Annotated in this window: 25 protein-coding genes; 13 read left to right on the top strand and 12 right to left on the bottom strand. The window is 71.1% G+C overall.

All coding sequences use genetic code 11. The features are described 5' to 3' along the window. Positions 1–6: 6 nt before the first annotated feature. Entirely contained in the window at positions 7–411 is a 405-nt protein-coding gene (locus tag C4V41_RS08660) for a MarR family winged helix-turn-helix transcriptional regulator (protein ID WP_200823841.1), read from the top strand. A 16-nt stretch (positions 412–427) separates the two neighbouring features. On the opposite strand, the gene C4V41_RS08655 is transcribed toward C4V41_RS08660, so the two are convergent. Next, complete coding sequence (locus tag C4V41_RS08655) at positions 428–1,072, bottom strand: thymidine kinase (protein ID WP_103955223.1); 645 nt, start codon at positions 1,070–1,072, stop codon at positions 428–430. Between the two features lie 76 nt (positions 1,073–1,148). On the opposite strand from C4V41_RS08655, the gene C4V41_RS08650 reads away from it, so the two are divergent. From C4V41_RS08650 to C4V41_RS08635, 4 genes are read left to right on the top strand one after another with little or no spacing between them, the layout of a single operon-like run. Further along, on the top strand, positions 1,149–1,532 hold the full coding sequence (locus C4V41_RS08650; RefSeq protein ID WP_103955222.1) for a hypothetical protein: 384 nt from the start codon (positions 1,149–1,151) through the stop codon (positions 1,530–1,532). 7 nt (positions 1,533–1,539) lie between these two features. Continuing rightward, positions 1,540–3,540: a hydantoinase/oxoprolinase family protein gene (locus C4V41_RS08645; protein ID WP_103955221.1), complete on the top strand. Its 2,001-nt coding sequence runs from the start codon at positions 1,540–1,542 to the stop codon at positions 3,538–3,540. After that, complete coding sequence (locus C4V41_RS08640; protein ID WP_200823840.1) at positions 3,533–5,347, top strand: hydantoinase B/oxoprolinase family protein; 1,815 nt, start codon at positions 3,533–3,535, stop codon at positions 5,345–5,347. The genes C4V41_RS08645 and C4V41_RS08640 overlap by 8 nt, the downstream gene beginning before the upstream one ends. Before the next feature lie 49 nt (positions 5,348–5,396). Next, the gene (locus C4V41_RS08635; RefSeq protein WP_200823839.1) at positions 5,397–6,062 is read left to right on the top strand and encodes a histidine phosphatase family protein; all 666 of its coding nucleotides are present in this window, start codon (positions 5,397–5,399) and stop codon (positions 6,060–6,062) included. Positions 6,063–6,083: 21 nt separating this feature from the next. On the opposite strand, the gene C4V41_RS08630 is transcribed toward C4V41_RS08635, so the two are convergent. Further along, positions 6,084–6,614, bottom strand: a complete 531-nt coding sequence (locus C4V41_RS08630) for a uridine kinase family protein (RefSeq protein ID WP_146103595.1) — start codon at positions 6,612–6,614, stop codon at positions 6,084–6,086. A gap of 39 nt (positions 6,615–6,653) precedes the next feature. On the opposite strand from C4V41_RS08630, the gene C4V41_RS08625 reads away from it, so the two are divergent. Then, a complete protein-coding gene (locus C4V41_RS08625) occupies positions 6,654–7,847 on the top strand; it encodes a CaiB/BaiF CoA transferase family protein (RefSeq protein WP_200823888.1) in 1,194 nt (397 codons plus the stop codon). A 74-nt stretch (positions 7,848–7,921) separates the two neighbouring features. Further along, complete coding sequence (locus tag C4V41_RS08620; RefSeq protein WP_103955217.1) at positions 7,922–9,406, top strand: carboxyl transferase domain-containing protein; 1,485 nt, start codon at positions 7,922–7,924, stop codon at positions 9,404–9,406. Here C4V41_RS08620 and C4V41_RS08615 read toward each other — a convergent pair. Genes C4V41_RS08615 through C4V41_RS08585 form a run of 7 tightly spaced genes read right to left on the bottom strand, consistent with a single transcriptional unit; the run spans position 9,403 to position 16,130 of the window. Then, on the bottom strand, positions 9,403–11,328 hold the full coding sequence (locus C4V41_RS08615) for a hypothetical protein (protein WP_103955216.1): 1,926 nt from the start codon (positions 11,326–11,328) through the stop codon (positions 9,403–9,405). The genes C4V41_RS08620 and C4V41_RS08615 overlap by 4 nt on opposite strands. Beyond that, positions 11,325–11,822 carry a sigma-70 family RNA polymerase sigma factor gene (locus C4V41_RS08610; protein ID WP_235029983.1) on the bottom strand — a complete coding sequence of 166 codons (498 nt, stop codon included), beginning with the start codon at positions 11,820–11,822 and terminating at the stop codon, positions 11,325–11,327. The genes C4V41_RS08615 and C4V41_RS08610 overlap by 4 nt, the downstream gene beginning before the upstream one ends. A gap of 34 nt (positions 11,823–11,856) precedes the next feature. After that, on the bottom strand, positions 11,857–12,252 hold the full coding sequence (locus tag C4V41_RS08605; RefSeq protein ID WP_103955214.1) for a hypothetical protein: 396 nt from the start codon (positions 12,250–12,252) through the stop codon (positions 11,857–11,859). Continuing rightward, positions 12,249–12,695 (bottom strand): hypothetical protein, encoded by a 447-nt coding sequence (locus C4V41_RS08600; protein ID WP_235029982.1) that lies wholly within the window; start codon positions 12,693–12,695, stop codon positions 12,249–12,251. The genes C4V41_RS08605 and C4V41_RS08600 overlap by 4 nt, the downstream gene beginning before the upstream one ends. A 42-nt stretch (positions 12,696–12,737) precedes the next feature. Beyond that, a complete protein-coding gene (locus C4V41_RS08595; RefSeq protein WP_103955212.1) occupies positions 12,738–13,514 on the bottom strand; it encodes a carbon-nitrogen hydrolase family protein in 777 nt (258 codons plus the stop codon). After that, positions 13,474–14,436, bottom strand: coding sequence for a DUF418 domain-containing protein (locus tag C4V41_RS08590; protein ID WP_160150220.1), 963 nt, complete (start codon positions 14,434–14,436; stop codon positions 13,474–13,476). Before C4V41_RS08590 ends, C4V41_RS08595 begins: the two co-directional genes overlap by 41 nt. Then, on the bottom strand, positions 14,433–16,130 hold the full coding sequence (locus C4V41_RS08585; RefSeq protein ID WP_103955210.1) for an alpha/beta hydrolase: 1,698 nt from the start codon (positions 16,128–16,130) through the stop codon (positions 14,433–14,435). The genes C4V41_RS08590 and C4V41_RS08585 overlap by 4 nt, the downstream gene beginning before the upstream one ends. Before the next feature lie 26 nt (positions 16,131–16,156). Between C4V41_RS08585 and C4V41_RS08580 the strand changes: the two genes are divergently transcribed. From C4V41_RS08580 to C4V41_RS08570, 3 genes are all read left to right on the top strand, one after another. Continuing rightward, complete coding sequence (locus tag C4V41_RS08580; RefSeq protein ID WP_103955209.1) at positions 16,157–17,323, top strand: pyridoxal phosphate-dependent aminotransferase; 1,167 nt, start codon at positions 16,157–16,159, stop codon at positions 17,321–17,323. Between the two features lie 92 nt (positions 17,324–17,415). Next, positions 17,416–17,613 (top strand): ribbon-helix-helix protein, CopG family, encoded by a 198-nt coding sequence (locus tag C4V41_RS08575; RefSeq protein ID WP_103955704.1) that lies wholly within the window; start codon positions 17,416–17,418, stop codon positions 17,611–17,613. Continuing rightward, the gene (locus C4V41_RS08570; RefSeq protein ID WP_103955208.1) at positions 17,610–17,984 is read left to right on the top strand and encodes a type II toxin-antitoxin system death-on-curing family toxin; all 375 of its coding nucleotides are present in this window, start codon (positions 17,610–17,612) and stop codon (positions 17,982–17,984) included. The genes C4V41_RS08575 and C4V41_RS08570 overlap by 4 nt, the downstream gene beginning before the upstream one ends. Here C4V41_RS08570 and C4V41_RS08565 read toward each other — a convergent pair. The 3 genes from C4V41_RS08565 to C4V41_RS08555 form a co-directional block, all read right to left on the bottom strand. Then, on the bottom strand, positions 17,977–19,062 hold the full coding sequence (locus C4V41_RS08565) for an FUSC family protein (protein ID WP_235029981.1): 1,086 nt from the start codon (positions 19,060–19,062) through the stop codon (positions 17,977–17,979). The genes C4V41_RS08570 and C4V41_RS08565 overlap by 8 nt on opposite strands. A 17-nt stretch (positions 19,063–19,079) precedes the next feature. After that, complete coding sequence (locus C4V41_RS08560) at positions 19,080–20,174, bottom strand: FUSC family protein (RefSeq protein ID WP_235029980.1); 1,095 nt, start codon at positions 20,172–20,174, stop codon at positions 19,080–19,082. A gap of 101 nt (positions 20,175–20,275) precedes the next feature. Further along, positions 20,276–20,947: an alpha/beta fold hydrolase gene (locus C4V41_RS08555; RefSeq protein WP_160150219.1), complete on the bottom strand. Its 672-nt coding sequence runs from the start codon at positions 20,945–20,947 to the stop codon at positions 20,276–20,278. A 134-nt stretch (positions 20,948–21,081) separates the two neighbouring features. Between C4V41_RS08555 and bar the strand changes: the two genes are divergently transcribed. From bar to C4V41_RS08540, 3 genes are all read left to right on the top strand, one after another. Continuing rightward, positions 21,082–22,173 carry a barbiturase gene (gene bar / locus C4V41_RS08550; RefSeq protein ID WP_103955206.1) on the top strand — a complete coding sequence of 364 codons (1,092 nt, stop codon included), beginning with the start codon at positions 21,082–21,084 and terminating at the stop codon, positions 22,171–22,173. Between the two features lie 313 nt (positions 22,174–22,486). After that, complete coding sequence (locus C4V41_RS08545; RefSeq protein WP_235029979.1) at positions 22,487–22,822, top strand: PadR family transcriptional regulator; 336 nt, start codon at positions 22,487–22,489, stop codon at positions 22,820–22,822. Further along, positions 22,819–23,787 carry an HD domain-containing protein gene (locus tag C4V41_RS08540; RefSeq protein WP_160150218.1) on the top strand — a complete coding sequence of 323 codons (969 nt, stop codon included), beginning with the start codon at positions 22,819–22,821 and terminating at the stop codon, positions 23,785–23,787. Before C4V41_RS08545 ends, C4V41_RS08540 begins: the two co-directional genes overlap by 4 nt. Positions 23,788–23,828 lie beyond the last annotated feature (41 nt).

The following is a 23,828-nucleotide window of genomic DNA, read 5'->3' as shown; positions in this document are numbered from 1 at the left end:
CGTCGGGTGTCGAGACGCCGACTTGGTTACCTGCTCAAGCATGCCGGGCTGCGCCTGGGGGAGTTGACGGGCCCGGCGCTGGAGCCGTACGGGATCGACGGGCGTGAGTTCGCTGTGCTGTCGGTGCTGGGCGCGCGCGAGCCGCTGTCGCAGCTCGAAGCGGCCCAGCGCCTGGGGATCGACCGCACGACCATGGTCGCCATGGTCGACGCGCTGGAGCGTAAAGGGCTGGTCGGGCGCCGGCCGCACCCCGGCGACCGGCGCAAGAACATCGTGGAGCCGACCGAGCGCGGCCGCGAGGTCCTCGGCGCGGCCACGCGGGCCGTGGAGGAGGCCGAGGAGGCGTTCCTGGCCGTCCTGCCGGACCAGGACGCCCAGCGCCTCAGAGAGGCCCTGGACCGGCTGGTATGAACCTTTCAGCGGCTTTTCAGGCCATCTGCTGCGAGCCCTCGCCGAGGCGGCCCGCGCGGTGGTGGCGGCGGCACAGCACCTGATAGCGCACGTGCGCGGCGTCGGTGTCGCCGATCACCACCTGCGCCCCCGTACGCGCCATCGACCCGCCCACGACCCTGGCGTTGAGCTGCCCCGGCCGCCCGCACCAGCACAGCACCTCGACCTGCAGCCGGCAGACCTCGTCGGCCAGCTCGAACAGCCGCTGCGCCGCGGGGAACATCACCGACCTGAAGTCCGAGGCCAGCCCGAACGCGTAGACGTCCACGGCGTGCTCGTCCACCAGGTCGGCCAGTTGCTCGATCTGCTCGACCGTGTAGAAGCACGCCTCGTCGCAGATCAGATAGTCGATCCGCTCGTGCGCGGTGACCAGCCGGACGAGATCGAGGGAGTCCTCCACCTCGATCGCCTCAAGCCCGAGCCCGATCCTGCTGGTCACCTTGGGCCCGCCGGAGCGGTCGTGCTTGGTGAGCACCAGACCCCGGCGGCCCTGACGGCCGTGGTTGTAGTTCATCTGGAGCGCCAGCGTGGACTTTCCGCAATCCATGGGGCCGAAGTAGAACTTCAGTACGGCATCCCTGGCGCCAGACGGTACGGCAGACAAGGCAGACAGTTCGGTCACGGGGGGCCAGCTTAGTGGCTTGGCTTGTTCTATGACCTCGTGGGACATTTCTCCCCTGGAGTTACAGGAGGAATCTGTGGTCACCGACAATCCACCGTCCCGGCCGTCTGAGCTCGACGCGATGATGACGCAGGACGAAATCACGGCGGCCCAGGCCGACGCGACGCGCTGGCGCTACGGCTTCTTCGTCGTCGTGGCCGGCATCGTCGCGATTCTCATCGCCTTCGGCGCCGCCGTCTTCGCCACCGGAGAGTTCGCCCCGCTTTTCGCCGGTGTGGCGGGGGTGATCGGTACCATAATCGGGGCTTACTTCGGGGTGCAGGCGGGGCAGTCCGGTAAGGCCAGAGTCGAGGCGGAGCTGGCCAGGTCGCAGGAGATGGTGGTGCGGCTGGCGGCCTACGTCGGCACACAGAACGCGCCAAGAGTCATCGACGAAGTGCTCGGCCGTCGCCGAAGCTGAGGAGCCCATGCGTAGCGTCCGTATAGGTGTGGACACCGGAGGAACGTTCACCGACATCGTGGCGGTGGACGAGGAGACCGGTGAGATCCTCACCACGAAGACACCCTCGACCCCCGCGAACCCGGCGGACGGGTTCGTCGCGGGCATCGAGAAGCTGGGTCCCCTCGACGTGAGCGCCGTGGTCCACGGCACCACGGTGGCCACGAACCAGCTGCTGGAAGACCGCATCGCCAACCTCGGTTTCATCACGACCGAGGGCTTCGAGTACATCCTGGAGATCGCCAGGCAGAGCGTGCCCGATGGCTACGGCAACTCCTACTTCTGGGTGAAACCGCCCAGGATCGTTCCCGTGCACCTGGTCAAGACCGTCGGCGGGCGGCTCGACCATCGGGGCGCGGAGGTGTGGCCGTTCTCGGAGGAGCAGGCCGTCGAGGTGGCCCGCTGGTTCAAGTCCAAGGGCGTCACCGCGATCGGGGTGTGCTTCCTGCACTCCTACGCCAACCCCGAGCACGAGCGCCGGATGCGCGAGGTGCTGTGGCGCGAGCACCCGGAGGCGGTGATCTCGCTGTCGAGCGACGTGCTGCGCGAATACCGCGAGTACGAGCGCTCGGTCACCACCCTCGTCGACGCCGCCGTCAAGCCGGCCATGCGCAGCTACCTCGCGACCCTGTCCAACCGGCTCGGCATGCCGTTCTCCGTCATGAAGTCCAACGGCGGCGTCCTGTCGGCCCGCGAGGTCGTCAACCAGCCGATCACCACCGTCCTGTCGGGACCGGCGGCCGGCGCGCTGGGCGCGGCGCTCATCGCCGCCACGGCGGGCCACGAGTCGGTGATCACGCTGGACGGCGGCGGCACCTCGACGGACGTGGCCGTGGTGATCGACGGCCAGCCCTCCATCACCACCGAGGGCTCCATCGGCCGCTACCCGTGCAAGATCCCGATGATCGACATCATCACGGTCGGCGCGGGCGGCGGCTCGATCGCCTGGATCTCGCCCGAGGGCACGCTCAAGGTCGGCCCCAAGTCCGCCGGCGCCGACCCCGGCCCCCTCTGCTACGGCAAGGGCGGGACCGAGGTCACGGTGACGGACGCGCACGTGTTCCTCGGCCGGATCCCGCCGCACCTGCTCGGCGGTGAGATCCCGCTGGACGCCGACGCGGCGCGGACCGGCATCCAGGCGCTGGCCGGCAAGCTCGGGCTCACCCCCGAGCGCACGGCGACCGGCATCCTGGAGATCAGCGCGTTCAACCAGAGCAACGCGATCCGGCAGCTCACCGTCAAGCGCGGGCTGGACGTGCGGGACTTCCCGCTGGTGACGTTCGGCGGGTCGGGGCCGCTGCTGGCGTGCCGGCTGATCGACATCCTCGGCCTGCCGGCCGTCGTCGTCCCGCGCGACCCGGGCAACGTGTCGGCGTTCGGGCTGCTCACCGTGGACGTCAAGAACGACTACGTCCGTACGTACGTCACCCGCGACCTCTCCCTCGGCAAGGCCGTCGAGATCTTCCACGACCTGGAGCATCAGGCGGGCGAGGCCCTGCGCCGCGAGGGCTTCGACGACCCGGTCTACCTGCGCAGCGCCGACCTGCGCTACTACGGCCAGGCGTACGAGGTCCGCGTCACCGCGCCCGCCGGCGAGATCGACGAGGACTGGCAGGCCGACGTGGTCGGCCGCTTCCACGACGCCCACGAGAAGCTGTACGGCTACGCCTACCGCGACGATCCCCGCCACGGCGTCGAATGGGTCAACCTGCGCGTCTCCGGCATCGGCCCCATCAACCGCCCCTCCCTCCGCCGCCTGGACAAGGCCGGCGAGGGTGCCACCTCCGTGCGTCCCGTGCACTTCGACGAGACTCGCGACACCCCCATCCACCAGCGCGCCGCGCTCGGCCCCGGGGCCAAGATCGAGGGCCCGGCGGTGATCGAGGAGTACGGCTCGACGATCCCCATCCATCCGGGCTTCACCGCGACGGTGGATGAGTATGGAAATGTGGAGGTACGCCGTGACTGATCCCATCCTCGTGGAGATCGTCGAGGGCACGCTCGCGTCCGTCGAGCGGGAGGTCGAGACGGCCATCGCCCGTACGGCCCGCTCCCCGATGATCCGCGACGCGCACGACTTCCGCGCGGGCATCCACGACGTGCGGATGCGCAAGCTCACCGGCCGCTCCTACAGCGCGCTCGTCCAGCCCGTCGTGCGCGACTTCCCGATCGAGACGATGCGGCCCGGCGACGTCTACTTCCACAACGACGTCTACCTGTCGGAGGGCGGCATCGGCCACCTGCCCGACCTGTGCGTCACCGTGCCGGTCTTCCACGACGGCGCCGTCGTCGCCTTCGTCCAGGCGTTCGGCCACCACGACGACATCGGCGGGGCGGTGCCCGGCTCCATGCCCTCGCACGCCCGCTCGGTCTTCGAAGAGGGCCTGATGGTGCCGCCGATCAAGCTGTGGGACCAGGGCGTGCCCAACGAGGCGGCGCTGCGGATCATGACCCGCAACTCCCGCATGCCCGACTCGCTGGCCGGCGACCTGGACGCCGAGTGCTCGGCCTGCCTGATGGGCGCGCGGCGGCTCGGCGAGCTGTTCGATCGGTACGGCAGGCAGGCCGTCGAGGAGTGCTTCGACGCGATCATCGGCAAGACGACCGAGACGTTCCGCAGGGAGCTGCTGGCCAAGATCCCCGAGGGGACGTACGTGTGGGAGGACTACGCCGAGCACGACGGCGTGGACGAGCCCCGCCTGCACGCCCAGCGCATCACGCTCACCGTGGACCACGCGCTCGACGCGCCGCTGACCATCGACTTCACCGGCACCTCGCCGCAGGCCAAGGGCCCGATCAACCACGCGGGCGACTACGCCGACGGGGTGTTCCTGAAGAAGTGGCTGGCCCCCGTGCTCCGCAACCTGGCCGACACGCCGGAGCGGATGGCCGAGCTGGACGTCAACGAGGGCGTCGTGCCGCTCATCAAGATGGTCTTCCCGGAGAAGGGCACCCTGCTCACCCCGGTCTTCCCGGCCCCCACCAACGCCCGCACGTTCGTCATCCTGCGCCTGCTCGGTGTCCTGGCGGGCGTCCTGGCCAAGGCCACCGGCGGTCGCATGCCGGCCGACCAGGAGACGATCCGCTACACCGGTGTGTACGGCACGGACGCCGACGGCGTTCCCTACCTGATGCGCGAGGTGCTCGGCGGCGGCTCCGGCGGGCGCCGGTACGCCGACGGCGAGGACACCATCCACGTGGTGCCCGACTCGCGCAACATCCCGGTGGAGTTCGCCGAGGCGCGCTGGCCGTTCCGCGTCGAGCGCCTCGGGCTGGCCTGCGACTCCGGCGGGCCGGGGATGTTCAGGGGCGGGCTCGGCTACGACAAGCACATCAGGATGCTGCGCGACGCGTCGTACATGTCCATCGCCGACCGCTCGATCCTGTCCTGCTGGGGCGTCAACGGCGGCCTCGCCGGGCGGCCGTTCCGGGTGGAGATCGCCGGCAAGGAGATGGAAGGGCTGGTCGACGACCACCAGGTGCAGGCCGGTGACCTGATCAGGATCCGGACGACCGGGGGTGGCGGCTGGGGCTCCCCGTACGACCGCGACCCGCGTGCCGTGGCGGCCGACGTACGCGACGGCAAGGTGTCGATCGCGGGGGCGCTCGGCGACTACGGCGTGGTCCTCGACGGCGACCGCATCGACGAGCGGGGCACGGCCGAGCTGCGCGCCAACCTGCGGCCCCCGGCCGACCGCTTCTTCGACCGGGGGCCTGGCTACGCCAAGCTGTCGGGCGGGCGCTCGTTCGCGGAGGTGGACGAACTCCCCTCCTAAGGGTTGCCTCCCGCCGCGCTCGTACGAAGGCCGCGTGTGAAGATGAGGCATGGGCCCGACGCGGATCATGGCGGTGCGACACGGCGAGAGCGAGGCCAACCTGGCCTACCGGCTGGCCGGCACGACGCCCCTGGTCTACGAGCGCGGCGACGACGAGGTGACGCTGACCGAGCTGGGCCGGACCCAGGCGGCGGCTCTCGGGCGGCTGCTCGCGGCCCTGCCCTCCGGGGAGGCCCCCGAGCTGGTGTGGTGCTCGCCGTACCGGCGCGCGCTCGACACGTGGCGGTTCGCGGCGCGGTCGTGGGCGGCGCTGCCCGTGACCGTGGACGAGCGGCTCAGGGACCAGGAGGCGGGCGCGTTCGCGCACTACAACCTGGCCGCCATCGGGGAGCGGCACCCGGAGGAGCTGGCGCGGCGTGAGAAGGAGGGCGCCTACGCCTACCGGCCGCCCGGCGGTGAGTCGCTCGCCGACGTGGTCGTCCGGCTCAGGGACTTCCTGGCGGACCTGGACGGGCGCGCGGACGGGCGGCGGGTGCTGATCGTCGCCCACGACTCGGTGGTGCTGGCGCTGCGGCACGTGATCGCCCGCTCGCCCGACGCGGAGCTGGCGGCCGTGCTGGAGTTCGCGCCGGTGCTGAACGGCTCGGTGTCGAGCTGGCGCGCCGCCGGGGGCCGCCTGGACGTCGCCGGCTTCAACGACGTCAGCCACCTCTGACAGCTACCTGACCTCTGAGATTTACGTGCTGATGACGAGGTCGGCTCGCTCCCGGGTGCCGTCTTCGGCGAACCAGGCCCGTTCGGCCGCGAACCACTCCCGCCATCGCGGCTCCAGCGCGCCCCCGTCGCGCTCCAGGACCCGTTCGAACCGCACCGCCTCGGGCGCCTCCACCCAGACGCCGAACGCCAGCAGCTCCGCCACCGAGGCGCGGGCCGTACCGACGCCCTCGATGACGAGCACCGGCGCGACGGGGACGGTCACCCGCTCGGCGTATTCGCCGCGCACCCAGTCGTAGCGGCGAAAACCTCCGGGCAGCCCCTGACGGAGCGGCACCAGCACCTGTGACTCCAGCGCCGCGAACCACCCGCCGGGCCCCTCCTCCCACGGCACGGGAAAGTCGTCGCTGTGGATCACCTGGCAGCTCAGGGCCGCCCCCAGCCGCTCCGCGAACGTCGTCTTGCCCGACCCGGCGGGCCCGTCGACGGCCACCAGCCGGACCGGTCCGCACGAGGGCGGAAGGTTCCTGATGCGGGCGGCTAGCTGATACATCGAACCAGGGTAGAGGAGGTGGAGCGGGTGCCTGAAAGAATGTGCTCCCGCCCGGACGCAAGTAGGAGGCTGATCTTGCTCGGACCCCTCGGTGACATCGTCGTGCTCGATCTTTCCAGGGCCCTGGCCGGGCCGCACGCCGCGCAGATGCTCGGTGACCTGGGTGCTCGCGTGATCAAGGTCGAGCACCCGGACGGGGGTGACGAATCGCGCGGCTGGGGGCCGCCGTTCGTCGGCCCAGATCACGATATTTCGACGTATTTTCTGGCGGCCAACCGCAACAAACAGTCCATCGCGATCGACCTGAAGTCCGACGAGGGCAAGCACCTCATCGAGCGTCTCGTACGCCAGAGCGACGTCCTCGTCGAGAACTTCCGTACCGGCGTGCTCGACCGTCTGGGCTTCTCCGTCGAGCGCCTGCACGAGCTCAACCCCCGCCTCGTCATCCTGTCGATCACCGGCTTCGGCCACGACGGCCCCGAGGGCGGGCGCCCCGGCTACGACCAGATCGCCCAGGGCGAGGCGGGCCTCATGTCGCTGACCGGCCCCTCGCCCGACGAGCCCTACCGCGTCGGCGCCTCCATCGCCGACCTGCTGGCCGGCATCCACGGCGCGTACGGCGTGGCCGGCGCCCTCTACGAGCGCGAGCACACGGGCCGGGGCCGGGTCGTCCGCACCTCGCTGCTCGCCGCCATCACCGGCGTGCACTCCTACCACGGCACCGCCTGGACGGTCGGCGGCAAGGTGCCCGGCGCGAACGGCAACCACCACGCCTCCATCGCCCCCTACGGCGCCTTCCACTGCGCCGACGGCATGCTGCAGATCGCCGCCGCCAACGAGGGCCAGTGGAAGAAGGTCGCCGCGCTACTCGACATCGACCCCGATGTGGCGAAATATGCGACGAACAGGGACAGGTTCGCGCACCGGGATGAGCTGATCGCCGACATGGAGAAGGCCCTGGCCGCCCACGACCGCGCCCACTGGCTGGCCGAACTCGGTGCCGCAGGCGTGCCCGCGGGCGCGATCAGATCCCTCGACGAGGTCTACACCTGGGACCAGACCCGCTCACAGGGCCTCGTCGTCGAGGTGGAGCACCCGGTGCTCGGCACCATCGAACTGCCCGGCCCGCCGCTCCGCTTCGACGGACCGGCCGAGATCAGGCACACCGCGCCGCCCGCGCTCGGCCAGGACGGCGACGCCGTACGGGCGTGGCTCGAAGAGCGCGAACGATGATGCGGAATTCGTGGCACCGGATGGCGCGTTCGTGCGTCAACATGGCAACGTTGGCTGACATCTAGGGAGCGATAGTGAGCCGTCCGGACGCGCGCACACTGATCGAAACGGTCCTCGACCGAGGGTCGTGGAAGTCGTGGGACGCGCCGCCCGCCGATCCGGCCGAGCCCGGCTCCTCCTACGCCGACGAGCTGGCCGCGGCCCGCGTCAAGTCGGGCTACGACGAGGCCGTGATCAGCGGCGAGGGGCTGCTCGACGGCCGCAGGGTGGCCGTCGTGGCGTGCGAGTTCTCGTTCATGGCGGGCTCGATCGGGGTGGCGGCGGCCGAGCGGTTCGTGAGCGCGGTCGAGCGGGCCACCCGCGAGCGGCTGCCGCTGCTGGCCGCACCCGCGTCGGGCGGTACACGCATGCAGGAGGGCGCGCTGGCGTTCGTCCAGATGGTGAAGATCACGGTGGCGATCCAGGCGCACCGGGCCGTCGGCCTGCCCTACCTGGTCTACCTGCGGCATCCGACGACGGGCGGGGTGTTCGCGTCGTGGGGCTCGCTCGGGCACGTCACGGCGGCCGAGCCGGGGGCGCTGATCGGGTTCATGGGGCCGCGCGTGTTCGAGTCGCTGCACGGCTACCCGTTTCCCGAGGGCGTCCAGGTCTCGGAGAACCTGCACCAGAAGGGCCTGCTCGACGCGGTCGTCTCGGCCGAGGACGCGCGGGAGATCGCGATCAAGGCGCTGACCATCCTGGCCGCCGACAAGTCCGGCATCGTGGCCGGGGAACCGCCCGAGGAGGACCTGCGGCCGGTGGAGGCGTGGGAGGCGATCACCCGCTCCCGCCGCGACGACCGGCCCGGCGTCCGCACGCTGCTCAAGCTCGCCGCCACCGGCGTCACCCCGCTCAGCGGCACCGGCGAGGGGGAGAACGAGCCGGGGCTGCTGCTCGCGCTGGCGAGGTTCGGCACCGCGCCCGCGGTCGTGCTCGGCCAGGACCGGCGGCTCCAGCGGGCCAACTCACCGCTCGGCCCGGCCGGGCTGAGGGTGGCCCGGCGCGGCATGCGGCTCGCCGCCGAGCTGGGCCTGCCGCTGGTCACCGTGATCGACACCGCGGGCGCGGACCTGTCGAAGGCGGCCGAAGAGGGCGGCCTGGCCGCCGAGATCGCCCGCTGCCTGGCCGAGCTGGTCATGCTCGACGCGCCGACCGTCTGCCTGCTGCTCGGCGAGGGCGCCGGCGGGGCGGCGCTCGCGCTGCTGCCCGCCGACCGGGTGCTGTGCGCGCAGCACGCCTGGCTGTCGCCGCTGCCGCCCGAGGGCGCCTCCGCCATCCTCTACCGCTCGGTCGACTTCGCCCCCGAGATCGCTCAGGCGCAGCGCATCCGCGCCACCGACCTGCGGCGCGACGGCATCGTGGACCGGGTGATCCCTGAGCTGCCCGACGCCGCCTACGAGCCGCGGCAGTTCTGCGAGCGGGTGGGGCGGGCGCTGGAATACGAGATCGCCAACCTGCTGAAGGAGGGCCCGGCAGACCGTTTCGCGGCCCGCCAGGCCCGTTACCGCAACCTGGGCTAAGACCCGCTCCGCCACAGCTCCTCGCCGCCGGCGTCATGGCCGGTGACGACCGTCCCGGCCGAGAAGTCGGCGCCCTCGGGCGTGGCCGCCGCGAACAACGTCACCCCCTGGCCCCACTGGTCGGGCACGGCGTCGGCGGTCACGGTGACGCCGTTCGTCGTGACGGCCTTGACGGTGACCGTGCCGGCGGGCGCGTAGCCGTACCAGGTGTTCGCGCCGAGGCGCCATTGCACCCGCTGGCCGGTGCCGAGCATGTCGCTCAGTTTGCCGCCGGGCAGCGGTCCCTCCAGCGACGGGATCAGCCGGTCGTTCTGCCAGAAGGCCAGGCAGCTCGGCTCGCTCACCAGCGCGCTGATCCCCGCGGCCAGTCGCTGCCGGGCCGCGTCGGACCGCGCGGCCGTGCTCGCGCAGTCGTTTCCGGCCACCGGGATCGACCTGCTCGGCCGGTCCTTGACCTTCAGGAGGAAGCCCGCGACCTTCACCTCGCCACCCGGGACGGTGACGTGCCAGATGGAGGCAGGGGTGCCCTTGCCGCGCAGGAACGCCGCGGGGACCTTGCGCCCGTCGCCGAGCACCGCCTCGATCGACTCCCAGTCCTCGCCGGCCGGGCCGGCGTGGGTGACGATGCCCGGCTCCGGCAGGAACCTGGTCGCGTACAGGTGGACGAACGAGCCCGGCATGGTTCCGACGCAGCCGTCGCCACCCTGGTCCCCGACGGCCACGCCGCCGGAGAGGCAGAGCGTGGCCATCTTCTTGTCCTTGGCCACGTTGGTGAACCACGCTCGCATCGGGTCGCCGGAGCCGTCCGTGCCGGGGATGGTCATCACCTCGCCGATCGGCGGCATGTCCTCGCGCATCGGCTGTCCCGCCCGGTCGTCGCGCCAGACCTCCGCGCCCGACGCGTCGTAGGCGACCAGGCGATGGCCGTCCCGCCGATCGCCCGCGGGATTCTCGGCGGCGAACAGGGTGAGCCCCAGGTTCCAGGGATCGGGCCGGGTCTCCATCCGTGCCGTTTGACCGCCGTCGAACACGATCTCGACGACGGCGACGTTCGCGCGGGCGAAGCCGAAGACCATGTCCTCCCGGACGAACGTGGTCACCCCGGGAAGCTCACCGCCGAGCGCCATCCCCTGAATGTTGGCCCCGTGCCGCGTCCAGAACAGCTCCGTGCCCTGCTGCGCGCGGTGCGGCCGGACGGAGAGGCCCTGGGACAGCTCCACGGCCGCGCCGACGGGCTCTCCCACCGGCGGCGTCATCAGGTCGCGCGACCACGATCCGAGGTCCTTGCCCCGGTCGTCCGCGATCTCGATCTCGGACATCGCGTGCCGCGCCGGGTAGGTCACGGTCCAGATCCGGTACGGGGCGCCGGCCGGTCGCAGCACCGTGCCGGCGAACCTCCGCCCGTCCTTCGCCACCCCCGTGACGCCGCCGACGTCCCCGAGCGCGACCCCCCAGTCGAGCGCGGTCTCCGTACCGTCCCGCAGCGTGCTGCCGGTGAACCAGGCGTCGGCGTTCACGTCCTCCGAGACGCCCGTGCAGCCCCCGTACGGCTCCGCCTCGGCCCGTTCCATGACGAAGCACAGCTCCGGATAGCCCAGCCTGGCCTTGGCGAACCAGAGCCGCAGTGGCAGGCCCTCGGTGGGGTTGTCCACCGTCACCTCCTCGCCCGTCGCGGTCCTGTCCCGCATCAGCCGCTGGTAGATCTCGCCGGGGTCGGCCGCGGTGTTCCTGCCCAGGCCCCCGTTGAGCAGGACGGGAACGAACACGGCCAGCAGCGCCACCGGGAGGGCGGCCAGGACGAAACGGGCGGCGCGCCGCTTCGGCCCGCGCTCACGTATGCGGGCCCAGGCGTGCGGGCTCGCCTCGTACGTGCTCGCGCGGGCGTCGAACGCGGCCCTCAGACGCTCTTCCAGATCGGTCACCGGTCCTCCTCCTTGAGCGCCTTGCCCAGGGCCGCCAGGCCCCTGCTGGCGTGGGTCTTCACCGAACCGGGCGAGACGCCCATCGCGTCGGCGATCTCGCGTTCCGACAGGTCCAGCCAGTAGCGCAGGACGAGAGCCTCACGCTGGCGGCGCGGCAGGCGGTCCACGGCGGCGAGCAGCTCACGGTGCTCCTCGGAGACGAGGACGGTGTGCTCGCTGCTGCGGACCGGCTCCGGCGGGTCGGGGCGGCGCAGCCGGACGAGCCGGAGGTGGCGCAGGCGGTTGCGGGTGAGGTTGCAGACGGTCGCGCGCAGATAGGCCATCGCGGCCCCGTCGTCGCGTAACCGCCTGGTGTGCAGCCGGGCGAACGCCTCCTGGGCGATGTCCTCGGGGTCGTCGGCGCCGAGCAGCCCGGCCAGACGTACCAGGGAGTGGTACTGGGCCGCGAACAGATCGGCGAACGACGGCTGCGCCATGGTCGCTGTTTCGGTCACACCGTTAGAGACACGCGGAGCAGCCGCCGGTTGACTAGGGGACCGGAATCCTTTCGACGCGGATCGAGAAGACCTCCTCGCGGGGCACCACGACCTCGTAGGCGCCGTGGTCGACCATCCAGTAGCCCAGCGCCTCCGCCTTCATGCCGCTGTGCCCGGTGTAGGCGATGTGCAGCCCGTCGTCGTCCTCGTCGAGCACGATGCACGGCTCGCCGCCGAACGCGCCCACGGTGCGGATCAGCACCAGCCACTCCACCTTCGACCGGGGCACCACCCGCCGCCAGTAGCCGGAGGACGCCTCGAACTCCTCCAGCTCCTCCTCGCTGAACAGCACCACCTGGTCGTTGTCGGGACCGAGGGCGGCGGGCAGCGTGCGTTCGCCGAAGCGGGCCACGAAGCCGGAGGCCACCGGCGTGATGTCCTCGCTCATGCGGCGGGCCGCCAGGTCAGGCCGTCGTAGCCGGCGAAGGGACGCTCGCCCTCGCCGGAGACGTGGACGATCTCCGCGCCCGCCGGGATCGGCATCGGGACGGTGTGGAACTGCGGCACCACGTGCTCGGACGAGGTCGTGAACCCGTTGCCGGCGAACGGTGGCGCGTCGCTCCAGTCACCCCCCATGTGCGGTCCGTACGGCACCGCGTAGGTGTCGACGTCACGGGCATACCAGCGCATCATGTAGAGCTCGGGCACCTCGGCGAACAGCTCCGATCCATCGAACGACAGGTCGAGCCCGTAATAGAGCGCCTCGGGGGTGGTCAACCTGACGCAATCCTGCACCCGGTAGACGTAACCTGAGATGACCGTGCGCTTGCCCGACAGATATGGCACGAGCAGACGCGGCGGGACCACCTTCTGCATCTGCGTTCCGCTCACGACACTACTTTACGATCGGTTTACCCTCGTGCGGACCGTCGCCTAGAGCACCCGGTGCTCCAGACACGGCAGCGTGGCCCTCGCGGTGGCCGTCCACTCGTGGTCCACCTCGACGATCCGCACGCCAGGGCCGGTGCCGAGGTCGGCGCGGACCACGCCGAGCGGGTCGACCAGCATGCTCCGGCCCACCCCGAACCCGTCCGAGGACTCGGCCGGATTGGGCGCCTGGCCGACGGCCGCGGTCCACGTCGTGTTCTCCAGCGCGCGGGCCCGGACCAGGGTCACCCAGTGGTCCTCCTTGAGCGGCCCCGACCCCCAGGCCGCGATCACCGCGAACAGCTCCGCCCCCTGATCCACCAGCGCCCTGGTCAGCTCGGGGAAGCGGATGTCGTAACAGGTGACGAGCCCGACCCTGATCCCGGCCAGCTCCACCACCGCCGGCTCGGCGCCGGGCGCGACCAGGTCGGACTCCTTCGCGCCGAACGAGTCGAACAGATGGATCTTCCGGTATGCCGCCCGGATCGTGCCTCCGGCGTCGATGGCCACGGCCGTGTTGTGCACGCGGTCGTCGCCCGGCTCGAACACCCCGGCGATCACCGCCAGCCCGTGCTCCCTGGCGGCCTCGGCCAGCCCGGACACGAACGGCCCGTCGAGCGGCTCGGCGAGGCCGGCGATGCGCCTGCCGTAGCGGGTGAGCGTGGCCTCGGGGAAGATCGCGAGATCGGCACCTTCGGCGCCGGCGATGGCCTCCCTGGCCCTCTTGAGGTTGACCGAGGGGTCAGGAGACACCGGGATCTGGCAGAGGGCGATTCTGGTCACGGCCCGACTCTAACCGGTTGGGCACCCGCCGAAACCACGTCAGGCAGCGCCAGATCCATTCGAGGGGGCCGTACCGGTATCTCGCCAGCCACCACCGGCTGAGCAGGACCTGCGCGACCAGCGTGACCACGGTCACCGCCACCACCGACCACCGGGCCGGGTCGGCGTTCAGCAGCGGCGCGGCCAGGATGATCACCGCGGTGCCCGACACGTAGTTCGTCAGGGCCATCTTGCCGAGTGGCTCCAGCACCGCCGACAGCCAGGGCCGCAGGAAGAGCAGCAGGCCCAGCGCGTACGCCGCCGCGCCCGTCACGGCCGCCACCCCGCCGAGCACGCCGATGTAGGGGAAGCCGGACCAGACGTCCGGCCGCAGCCGGACCGCGTCCACCCAGGCGGCGGTCAGCAGCACGGTGGCCAGCGCAGACACCGCGAAGCCCGGCAGCAGCAGCCGCCTGGACGGCCGCAGTTGCCACAGCCCCATGCCGATCAGGAACAGCCCGGGGATCAGCAGCACCCCGCCGCCCACGTCGGGCAGCAGCGCCCACGCCAGCACGACGACGCCCAGCAGCAGCACCGGCGGGCCGCCGGGCAGGAACGAGACCGGCAGCAGCAGCGCCGCCCCGTAGAAGGCGTAGTCGGTCAGGACCTCGCCCTCGTAGTACATGTGCTGGATCTTGCCGATGCAGAACAGCCAGAACAGCCTGCTCAGCAGCGCCCAGCGGCTGTTGCCGTCCAGGAACAGCAGGAAACCGATCCCGAACAGCATCGAGAAGATCGGATAGAACCGGCCCTGGAACAGCGACTCGATCGTCCAGTCGACGCCGGTCGGGGTTCCCTTCTCGGTGTGCTGCCAGGTGTTGACCAGCATGATGCCGCCCACCGCGAAACCGCGGAGGGCGTCGAGTTCACGGATGCGCGTCATAGGAACCAGGTGAACCACCATATGAGGAATCCGCCGCTGATGACGGTTGCCAGGATTTGTGGCCATCGGCGCTCGTAGCGGAGTACGGCGATGGTCAGGACCGCCGAGGCGGCCGCGAGCCATGAGTACGGCTCGATGATGCCGGGGATCCCGACGGCCAGGGCGGTCTCGTTCCGGCCGGCCAGGGTGTAGATCGACTGGGCGACCAGCCCGGCGAACGCCACGCCCGACAGGCCCGCGAACGCGGTCAGCGCCCTGCCCTTCAGGCCGCCTATGACGAGCTGGAGCAGCGACGCGAGCACGAACAGGGCGAAGGGCGCGGCCAGCCAGGGGGACAGGGAGATCTGGTACGGCGCCGCGGTCACGCGCAGGTCGCCCGGCTTGAGGCCGGGATCGCCGGCGCAGGGGGTGGCGTCCTGCCGGTCGGGGGCGGCCAGGAACGCGGCGATCTTCTGGCGGGCGCAGGCGCTGGTCAGGAAGACGGCGTGGGAGTGGCCTGCGAACTCCTGGAAGCGGCCGGCGGGCAGGGCCTCGGCGGCGGGGCGGCTGGTGCGGATGGGGGTGGTGGTGTCGTATTCGCCGCCGGCGACGTAGACGGGGGCCTTGGTGGTGGCGTTCACGGGTGCGGACTTGGGCAGTTGCAAGGCCGTACACACCGCTTGATCACCTTTTACAGTGAAAAGTCGGGATTTAGTGGTGTTGAACGGGACTTCGTCCTGGCACTGCACCGCGTGATACAGCCCGAACTCGTGCGACACCAGCCCCTCGCCCACGGCGTCGGCCAGCGGCCGCAGCAGCTCGTCGTGCCCCTCGGCCAGCGCGCGCACCATCGCGGGCGCCACCGCCGCCACCTCGGGGTCGGCCAGCGCCTCCGCCAGGATCGTGGCCACGTCGTCACCGCTCATCAGCGCCGTGAACGCCTTGCCGAGCAGCGGATCGGTCGTCGGAACCCGGGCCGGCGCCTTGTTCAGCCGCGCCGTCATGGCCTCGAACCGGTCGCGCACGCCCAGCCGCGCCATGGTGTCCGTCAGGTTGCGTCCGGCGTCGTCGTACCAGTTGACGCTTTCGGGAAGGTACGAGTCCAGCACCACCGACCGCACCCCCTCGGGGTCGGCCGCGGCGGCGTCCACCATGACCCGGGTGGAGTAGCTGACGCCGAACAGGTTCCACTTCTCGTAGCCGAGCTGCTCGCGTAACGCGACGACGTCGGCCGCGATCTCCTTCGTGGTGTATCCCCGCAGGTCGACGCCCTGCTCCTTGAGCCGGTCGCGGCACTTTACGGCGGCGGCGCCCATGTCGGCGGGCGGCCTGCGCAACTGCCCGAGCAGCGCCTCCGCGGTCTCCGGACAGCCCAGGACCGGCCGCGAGTACCGGCTGCCCCGCTGCTCGATCGTCACCACGTCACGATCGGGGAACATCTGGCTCAGGAAGCCCGTGAGCTGCATGGACGCCGATCCGGGGCCGCCGCTCATGTAGACGACGGGGTCCGGCTTGCGGTCCTTGGCGGCCGACAGGTGCACGGCGTAGCCGACCTCGATCCTCTTCTCCGGCGCGTCCCTGCGCTCGGGAACCTCGAGGAATCCGCAGGTCGTACGGGTGGGCACGGGCACCGGGCAGGCGATCGGCGCGGCCTGATCGACCGTCATGACGGGAGGCATGGTCAGGGCGAGGGCGAGGAGGGCCCGAATGATCACGAGACGAAGACTAATAGTGTGGAGCCGTGACCGAACCACTTGTCAGCAGGATGCGCGCCTTCGGCACGACGATTTTCGCGGAGATGAGCGCGCTGGCCGTGAAGACCGGGTCGATCAACCTCGGCCAGGGCTTCCCCGACACCGACGGGCCGGCGGCGATGCTCGACCGCGCCGTGCAGGCGATCGGCGCGGGCGCGAACCAGTATCCACCGGGGCCGGGGGTGCTGGAGCTGCGGCAGGCGGTCTCCGAGCACCGCGTGGCCCACTACGGGCTCTCCTACGATCCGGTGAACGAGATCCTGGTCACCGTGGGCGCCACCGAGGCCGTGGCCGCCACGGTGATGGCGCTGTGCGAGCCGGGCGACGAGGTGATCGCGTTCGAGCCCTACTACGACTCCTACGCCGCCTCGATCGCCCTGGCCCAGGCCCGGCTGGTGGCCGTCACGCTGCGGCCGGTCGAGGGCCGCTTCACGTTCGACCCCGACGAGCTGCGCGCCGCCATCACACCGCGCACCCGGGCGATCCTGGTCAACTCCCCGCACAACCCGACGGGGACCGTGTTCACGCGCGAGGAGCTGACGTTCATCGCCGGCCTCTGCCAGGAGCGCGGGCTGATCGCCGTCACCGACGAGGTGTACGAGCACCTGACGTTCGACGGGGTCGAGCACATCCCGCTGGCCACGCTGCCCGGGATGCGGGAGCGCACGGTGATGATCTCCTCCGCCGGCAAGACGTTCTCGGTCACCGGCTGGAAGACGGGCTGGGTGTGCGCCCCTCCCGAACTGACCACGGCCGTCCAGACGGTCAAGCAGTTCCTCACGTTCACGGCCGGTGCGCCGTGGCAGCTCGCGGTGGCGTACGGGCTACGGCACGAGCTGGAGTGGGTGGCGGCGCTCAGGGCGGGCCTGCAGGACAAGCGCGACCGGCTGATGGAGGGGCTGGCGGCGGCGGGATTCGACGTGCTGCGGCCCGCGGGCACCTACTTCGTCCAGACCGACATCCGCCCGCTGGGCTTCTCGGACGGCCTGGAGCTCACCCGCCGGCTCCCTGAGCTGGCCGGGGTGGTGGCGATCCCGACCCAGGTCTTCTACGACCACGCGGAGCGGGGCCGGCACTTCGTCCGGTTCGCCTTCTGCAAGAAGGACGAGGTCATCGACGAGGCGGTCACCCGCCTCAAACGCCTATCCTCCTGACAACACCGAAGGCAACGCTGGGTAATGTATCACAAACTCAGCGTCGTGGTATCGCGGTGATACCGCCTCGGACCTACGATGGTGACATGGCCATGACCCTTCGCTTGAGCGACGAGCAGACCGAAGCCCTCCGCAAGCGCGCCGAGACCGAAGGACGGAGCATGCAGCAAATAGCACTCCGGGCGATCGACGACTACCTGCAGCGACTCTCCGACGACGAGCTCACCGACGCTCTGGCGGAGAAGGGCGCCGAGCGCTTCGCGGACCTGTTGCGAAGGCTCGGCGAGTGACTCATCACCTCACCCTGGAACAGGGGCTACGCGTCGCCCGGATCGCCGTGGGAGGCCCGATCGAGGTGCGCGACCTCGGCCTGCTCGAGGCCGCGCTGCAACGGCCGCAGACCTCGCTCTTCGGCCAGGACGCCTATCCCGGTCTCTGGGCGAAGGCCGCCGCCCTGATGCACTCGATCATCGCCAACCATCCCTTCGTCGACGGCAACAAGCGGGCGGGATGGCTCCTGACCTACGTCTTCCTGGCCAAGAACGGCATCGAGCTCGATCCCGCCGACGACGATGCCGCCTTCGACTTCGTCATCGCCGTGGCGTCCGGCAAGCTCACCGAGGTCGACGAGATCGCCGACGTCCTGCGCACCTTCAGCTAGACGGCTCGTCCAGCGGGGTCAGGGCCGCCGTGGCCTCCTCGTGGTCCATGCCCGTGGCCTGCAGCAGGTCCACCACCACCGAGCGCAGTTGCGCGATGATCACGTGCGCCGAGAACCCCAGCCCGTCCGGCCGCTCCCGTGCCGCCACCGCCAGCAGCGCCTGCCGGGCCAGGATGGGCTCCCGTCCGGCTCCCAGCTCCAGTTGCAGCAGCAGCGCCGACTCCGACACCTCCCGCATCGCCTCCGCCAGCGCGGCCGGGGGCGGGCTGGCCTCGCCGAGTGAGGCCAGCGTGCGGCGGCTCAGGACGCGCGCGTTGCGCAGGGCCAGGTCCACCGGTACGGCGGCCGTCTCGTAGCGGGCCAGGCGGGCCCGCCGGTGCCAGTGCAGCGGCGAGATCAGGGCGATCTCCTTGCTGGTCTCCAGCGCCGCCTCGAACTCCTCCACCGCCGCCTGCGTGTTGCGCGCCTCCTCCAGCGCCTCGGCCGCCAGGTCCACGTCGCGCTTCTCGATGGCCTCCGCCGCCCGCTCCAGGACGGTGGACAGCGCGTCGAGCACCCCGGACAGGTGTTTGGCCGCGATCGTGAACGGGCTCGCCGGCAGCAGCGCGACCGCCGCCATGCCGATGACGCCGCCGGTGAGCGCGTCGGCCATCCGGTCCAGGCCGCCGGCGCCCTCGCCGGGCAGCAGGGTGGCCACCAGTACGGCCGACGACCCCGCCTGCGCCACGAACAGCGCTCCGCTGTTCAGCAGCACCGCCACGGCCATGGCCAACGCCACGACCAGCGCGAGCTGCCAGCCGCCCGAGCCGATCCAGGACACCAGCAGGTCGCCCACGCCGACGCCGAGGCTCACCCCGACGACCAGCTCGACCACCCGCCGCAGCCGCTGGCCGAGGCCGACGCCCACACAGATCAGTACGGAGATCGGCGCGAAGAACGGCCGGGGATGGCCGAGCAGCTCGACGGCGATGATCCAGGCCAGGGCCGCGCCGACCGCGCACTGCGCGATGGAGGGCGCCATGAGGCCGAACGTGCCCAGCCGTTCCTTTACATGATCGCTGAGCCGGGTTCGCACCATTCCACCTTGGCGGATCTTTATGACGTTGAGGTCACGTTTGCCCCATCTAAGTCCTTTTCGCCGCGCGTTTCGTCCGGTCCCGCAGGCCCCGGACCGTCTTCAAGGGGCGGCAACGCGGCCACCGCCTCCTCACGCTCGGTGCCGGTCGCCTGCAGCAGGTCGACGGTGATCGAACGGAGCTGGGCGATCATCACGTCGGCCGAGAACCCCCACCGCTCGTTGCCCTGCCGCGAGGCCACCGACAGGATCGCCCTGACCGACTTATCGGGTGGCCGGCCGGTCGCCAGCTCGTCGCGGAGCAGCAGGGTCGCGTCGTTCAGCTCGCGCAGCGCCCCCGGCAGCCAGGGCGGCAACCGACTGGATCCGTCGAGCGCCACGATGGCACGCCTGGCCAGCACCCTGGCGTTCCGGAGGGCGTGGTCGAGGGGAACGGCCGCCTTCTCGTAGCCCTCCAGTCTGGTGCGGCGGTGGCGGTGCAGCGGCGAGATGGTGGCGATCTCCCTGCTGGTCCGCAGCGCCTGCTTGAACTCCTCGACGCTCGTCTGGGTGCCCCGCGCCGCCTCCAGCGCCGACGCCGCCAGGTCCGCGTCGGACTTCTCGATCGCCTCCGCGATCCCGCGCAGCGCGTCGGACAGCGCCCCGAACATCCCCATCGCGTGCCGTTTCGCCAGCGCCGACGGGCTGGCGGGCAGCAGCGCCACCGCGGCCAGCCCCATCAGGCCGCCGACCAGGGCGTCGAGCATGCGGTCGAGGCCACCGGTGCCCGACGGAGGCAGCAGGGTCGCGACGAGGACCGCCGAGGAGCCGGCCTGCAGCACGATCAGGGACCCGCTGTCGAGCAGCACCGCGATGGCCATCGCCAGCGCCACGACCAGCGCGATCTGCCAGACGCCGGAACCGATCCAGGACACCAGCAGGTCGCCCACGCCGACGCCCAGGCTGACCCCGACGACCAGCTCCACCACCCGCCGCAGCCGCTGCCCCAGCCCCACACCGATGCAGACCACCACCGCGATGGGCGCGAAGAACGGGCGGCTGTGACCGAGCACGTCCTTGGCCACGAGCCAGGCGAGCGCGGCGCCGACGGCGCACTGGCCGATCGGGGGCGCCATCAGCCTCAGCCTGCTCAGACGCTGGTGTACGTGCATGTCGACCACGCCCCTACCCTGGCCCCCTTACGTGACACCAGGGTTACATCCGGATGAGACCCGCCTCACGCACCGCCCAGGAAGGCGTCCACGACGCGCAGGAACTCGCCGCGGGCGTCCATGTGGACGAGGTGCCCGGCCTCGATCGTGACCAGCCTCGCCCCCGGGATCAGCGCCGCCACCGCCCCGGCGTCGAGCGGGCTCTTCTCTCCGCCGGACAGCACCAGGGCCGGCGCCGTGATCTTCGCCAGCCCCGCCGCCCACGCCGGATCGGGATCGACCAGTTGCCGCTCGGTGTCGTGCATCATCCGCCAGTCGAACCCGGTGGAGTCGTCCTCGACGAGGGGCTGACGGCCCGTGAGCGCGTACGGCTGCGGCGGATCCTCCAGCACGAGCCGCTCGACCCGGTCAGGATGGCTCATGGCCAGGTGATAGGCGACCACGCCGCCGAGCGAGTGTCCCACCAGCGTGGCCCGCCCGATCTCCAGCAGGTCGAGCAGCGCGACGATGTCCTCCGCCATGTCGGGCAGCGCGTATTCGCCCGGGTGGTCGCTGGCGCCGTGACCTCGCAGGTCCGGCGCGATCACGTGGTGGCGGGCCGCGAAGTGCTGGGTGATGCCGTTCCAGTCGTTGTGGTTCGCGGTACGGCCGTGGATGAGCAGGAGCGGGGGAGCGGACGGGTCGCCTTCCTCCCGGTAGACGAGCTTGATCCCGTTGACGTGCGCTTCGCGAATCACACCCGCGACCCTATCGCTGAGCGCACCTTGACATCGGTGACGGCGTTCGTGGGCACACATTGACCATGAACCCCGCTGACCGGCTCGGCTAGCGTCGCCAGGGCAAGGGGAATGGGAACGAGAAGGGGCGTGGCATGCCGGAGCCGATCGAAGTGCGCAAAGTACCGATCGAGAGCGTCACCGACGCCTCAGGGCTGTCGCGGCTCATCGCCGACGGCGTGATCGAGGCAAGCCGGGTGCTGGCCGTCGTCGGCAAGACCGAGGGCAACGGCGGCGTGAACGACTACACCCGCATCCTGGCCGACCGCGCCTTCCGCGAAGTGCTGGCCGAGCACGGCCATCCCGACCCTGACAGCGTCCCCCTGGTCTGGTCAGGTGGCACCGACGGCATCCTCAGCCCGCACGCCACCATCTTCGCCACCACGGCCGACGCCCCCGCCTCGGAGGAGCCGCGGCTCTCCGTCGGGGTGGCGATGAGCGAGGTCATCCTGCCCGAGGACATCGGCCGGCCCGCCATGGTGGAGAAGGTCGCCGCCGGTGTACGCGAGGCCATGAAGATCGCGGGCATCGACGACCCGCGCGACGTGCACTACGTACAGACCAAGACGCCGCTGCTCACCCTGGCCACCATCACCGACGCCAAGAGCCGCGGCCAGGACACCGCCATCGAGGAGACCGGCCCCTCCATGGACCTGTCCAACTCCACCACCGCCCTCGGCATCGCCGTCGCCCTCGGTGAGATCGAGATGCCCGCCGCCGGCCAGATCCACAAGGATCTGTCGCTGTACTCGTCGGTGGCCTCCTGCTCGTCGGGTGTCGAACTGGACCGGGCGCAGATCGTCCTGGTGGGCAACGTACGCGGCATCGGCGGCCGCTACCGCGTCGGCCACAGCGTCATGAAGGACGCGCTGGACGCGGACGGCATCTGGGAGGCCATCAAGGACGCGGGCCTCCCGCTGCCCGACCGCCCCCACGCGTCCGACCTCGGGGGACGGCTGGTCAACGTCTTCATGAAGTGCGAGGCGGACCCTTCGGGCCGGGTACGCGGGCGGCGCAACATCATGCTGGACGATTCGGACGTGCACTGGCACCGGCAGATCAAGGCGGCGGTGGGCGGGGTCGCCGCGTCGGTGACGGGGGACCCGGCGGTGTTCGTCTCCGTCGCCGCCGTCCACCAGGGGCCGTCGGGCGGCGGCCCGGTGGCGGCCATCGCGGACCTCGGGTAGGTCGTCGGGGACGATCTCGCCTTCGGCACGGAGCTCCAGCGCCGTGCTGCCGAAGGCGTCGTCCAGACTCATCGTCCTCGACGCGCCATCGCCGAACGGCCGGTAGGAGGCGAGGGCGCTCGGGCGCAGGCAGGAGGCCATGTCGCGGCGCACGGGAACCTTCCGGTTCAATACGGGCACGAACAGTGTGATGTCGGGCACCGGCGATCGCTTGTGCCGGTGATTCGAGGCTCACGGCCCGCGTCATGCCGTCGCCGTGATGTCACCGCAAGGAAAGGGGACGTCGCTTCTCTACCTATATAGAGTTCGAGACATGCCAAGCCCGCGCATGACGATGCCCACGCGGGAGGTGCTGCGCGCGCTCCTGGGCGCTCCCGAACGGGAACGGTACGGGCTGGAGCTGTGCGGGCTGGCGGGCATGCCGAGCGGCACCGTGTACCCGATCCTGGCCCGGCTGGAGCAGGCCGGGTGGGTGGAGAGTCGCTGGGAGGACCCCGAGACGCACGTGGCGGAGGGTCGCCCGCGCCGCCGCTACTACCGGATCACCACGGACGGCGCGCAACAGGCACGCGAGGCGATCGCCAGGGCCTACAGGTCACGCAGGCAGCCGGTGCCGGGCTGGCTGGCGGGGGCGGGGGGTGTCCCGTGACTCTTCGGCCTCTGCTGGACGTCGTCGGCGACTCGCTGACCGGTGAGCGCCTCCACCTTGTGCGGCGCGCCTACGTGGTGGCCGCCTACTGGCACAGGGGCCAGCTTCGCAAGAGTGGAGATCCCTACATCACGCACCCGGTCGCCGTCGCCACGATCCTGGCCGAGTGGGGCATGGATCACGAGATGCTCTGCGCGGGACTGCTGCACGACGTGCTGGCGGACACGGCCTGTCCGGAGGAGGATCTGGCCGCGGAGTTCGGAGAGCCGATCGTGAACCTGGTGCGCGAATGCGGTGCTCTCTACTACGCCGAGCGCAGGTCACCGGACTGGGAGAGCGCCACGTGCGAGCGGGTGCTGGCGCTCAAGATCGCGGATCGGCTGCACAACCAGCGCACGATCGGCTTTCTGCCTGGGGTGCGGCAACACAGGATATCCCGTGAGACGTTGGACATCATCGCTCCCATCGCCCGCCGGTTGGGGCTGGAACCGGTCGAGGAGGAGCTACGGCGGCTGTCCATCGCGAACCTGGCCGGGGAGGGCGGGGTCCAGGCCACCTTCAGCGTGATCGCGGTGGGCGCGATCATGCTTCCGCACGCGGCTCGCGGACGGTGGCTGGAGGAGTGGCTGGGCGAGTTGCACGCTCTGCCCGGAGGCAAGGCGAGGTGGGGGTTCGCCCTCCGGATGGTGGCGGGTATGCCCCGAATGTCGCTGGCCCTGCGTGGCCACTCAAGGCACCGGCCGCGCTGCGCCGGGCGGGTGGCGGTGCGGGGGCTGCGGTGGGTTCTGGCATCGGACCTGCGGACGTGGGGGCTGCTCATGCCGCTGCTCGGCTGGCTGGTGCTGGACACGGCGGCCGGGCGGATCGGGGACGCCGTGGTCGTGCTGATCACCGTGCCGCCCGTGCTGGCTGCGGGGGTGCACGCGCTGCGGGACAGATTCCGGGACGGTGACGGCCGCCGTTAGGCCGGTGGAGCACACTAGGGAAATCCCTCAACTGCTCCCCG

This window comes from Nonomuraea solani (assembly GCF_900108335.1).
In the GTDB taxonomy this organism is placed as follows: Bacteria; Actinomycetota; Actinomycetes; order Streptosporangiales; family Streptosporangiaceae; genus Nonomuraea; species Nonomuraea solani.
Note: the sequence above shows the minus strand (reverse complement) of the source record. Positions and strands in the feature narration are given on the sequence as shown.

Coding starts and splice junctions, on each gene's coding strand:
- C4V41_RS08605 (WP_103955214.1), bottom strand. CDS start 12,252: ATGAGCGAGGACATCACGCCGGTGGCCTCCGGCTTCGTGGCCCGCTTC.
- C4V41_RS08645 (WP_103955221.1), top strand. CDS start 1,540: ATGCGTAGCGTCCGTATAGGTGTGGACACCGGAGGAACGTTCACCGAC.
- C4V41_RS08545 (WP_235029979.1), top strand. CDS start 22,487: ATGCCAAGCCCGCGCATGACGATGCCCACGCGGGAGGTGCTGCGCGCG.
- bar (WP_103955206.1), top strand. CDS start 21,082: ATGCCGGAGCCGATCGAAGTGCGCAAAGTACCGATCGAGAGCGTCACC.
- C4V41_RS08630 (WP_146103595.1), bottom strand. CDS start 6,614: ATGTATCAGCTAGCCGCCCGCATCAGGAACCTTCCGCCCTCGTGCGGA.
- C4V41_RS08635 (WP_200823839.1), top strand. CDS start 5,397: ATGGGCCCGACGCGGATCATGGCGGTGCGACACGGCGAGAGCGAGGCC.
- C4V41_RS08560 (WP_235029980.1), bottom strand. CDS start 20,174: ATGGCGCCCCCGATCGGCCAGTGCGCCGTCGGCGCCGCGCTCGCCTGG.
- C4V41_RS08565 (WP_235029981.1), bottom strand. CDS start 19,062: ATGGTGCGAACCCGGCTCAGCGATCATGTAAAGGAACGGCTGGGCACG.
- C4V41_RS08590 (WP_160150220.1), bottom strand. CDS start 14,436: ATGACGCGCATCCGTGAACTCGACGCCCTCCGCGGTTTCGCGGTGGGC.
- C4V41_RS08575 (WP_103955704.1), top strand. CDS start 17,416: ATGACCCTTCGCTTGAGCGACGAGCAGACCGAAGCCCTCCGCAAGCGC.
- C4V41_RS08625 (WP_200823888.1), top strand. CDS start 6,654: ATGTGCTCCCGCCCGGACGCAAGTAGGAGGCTGATCTTGCTCGGACCC.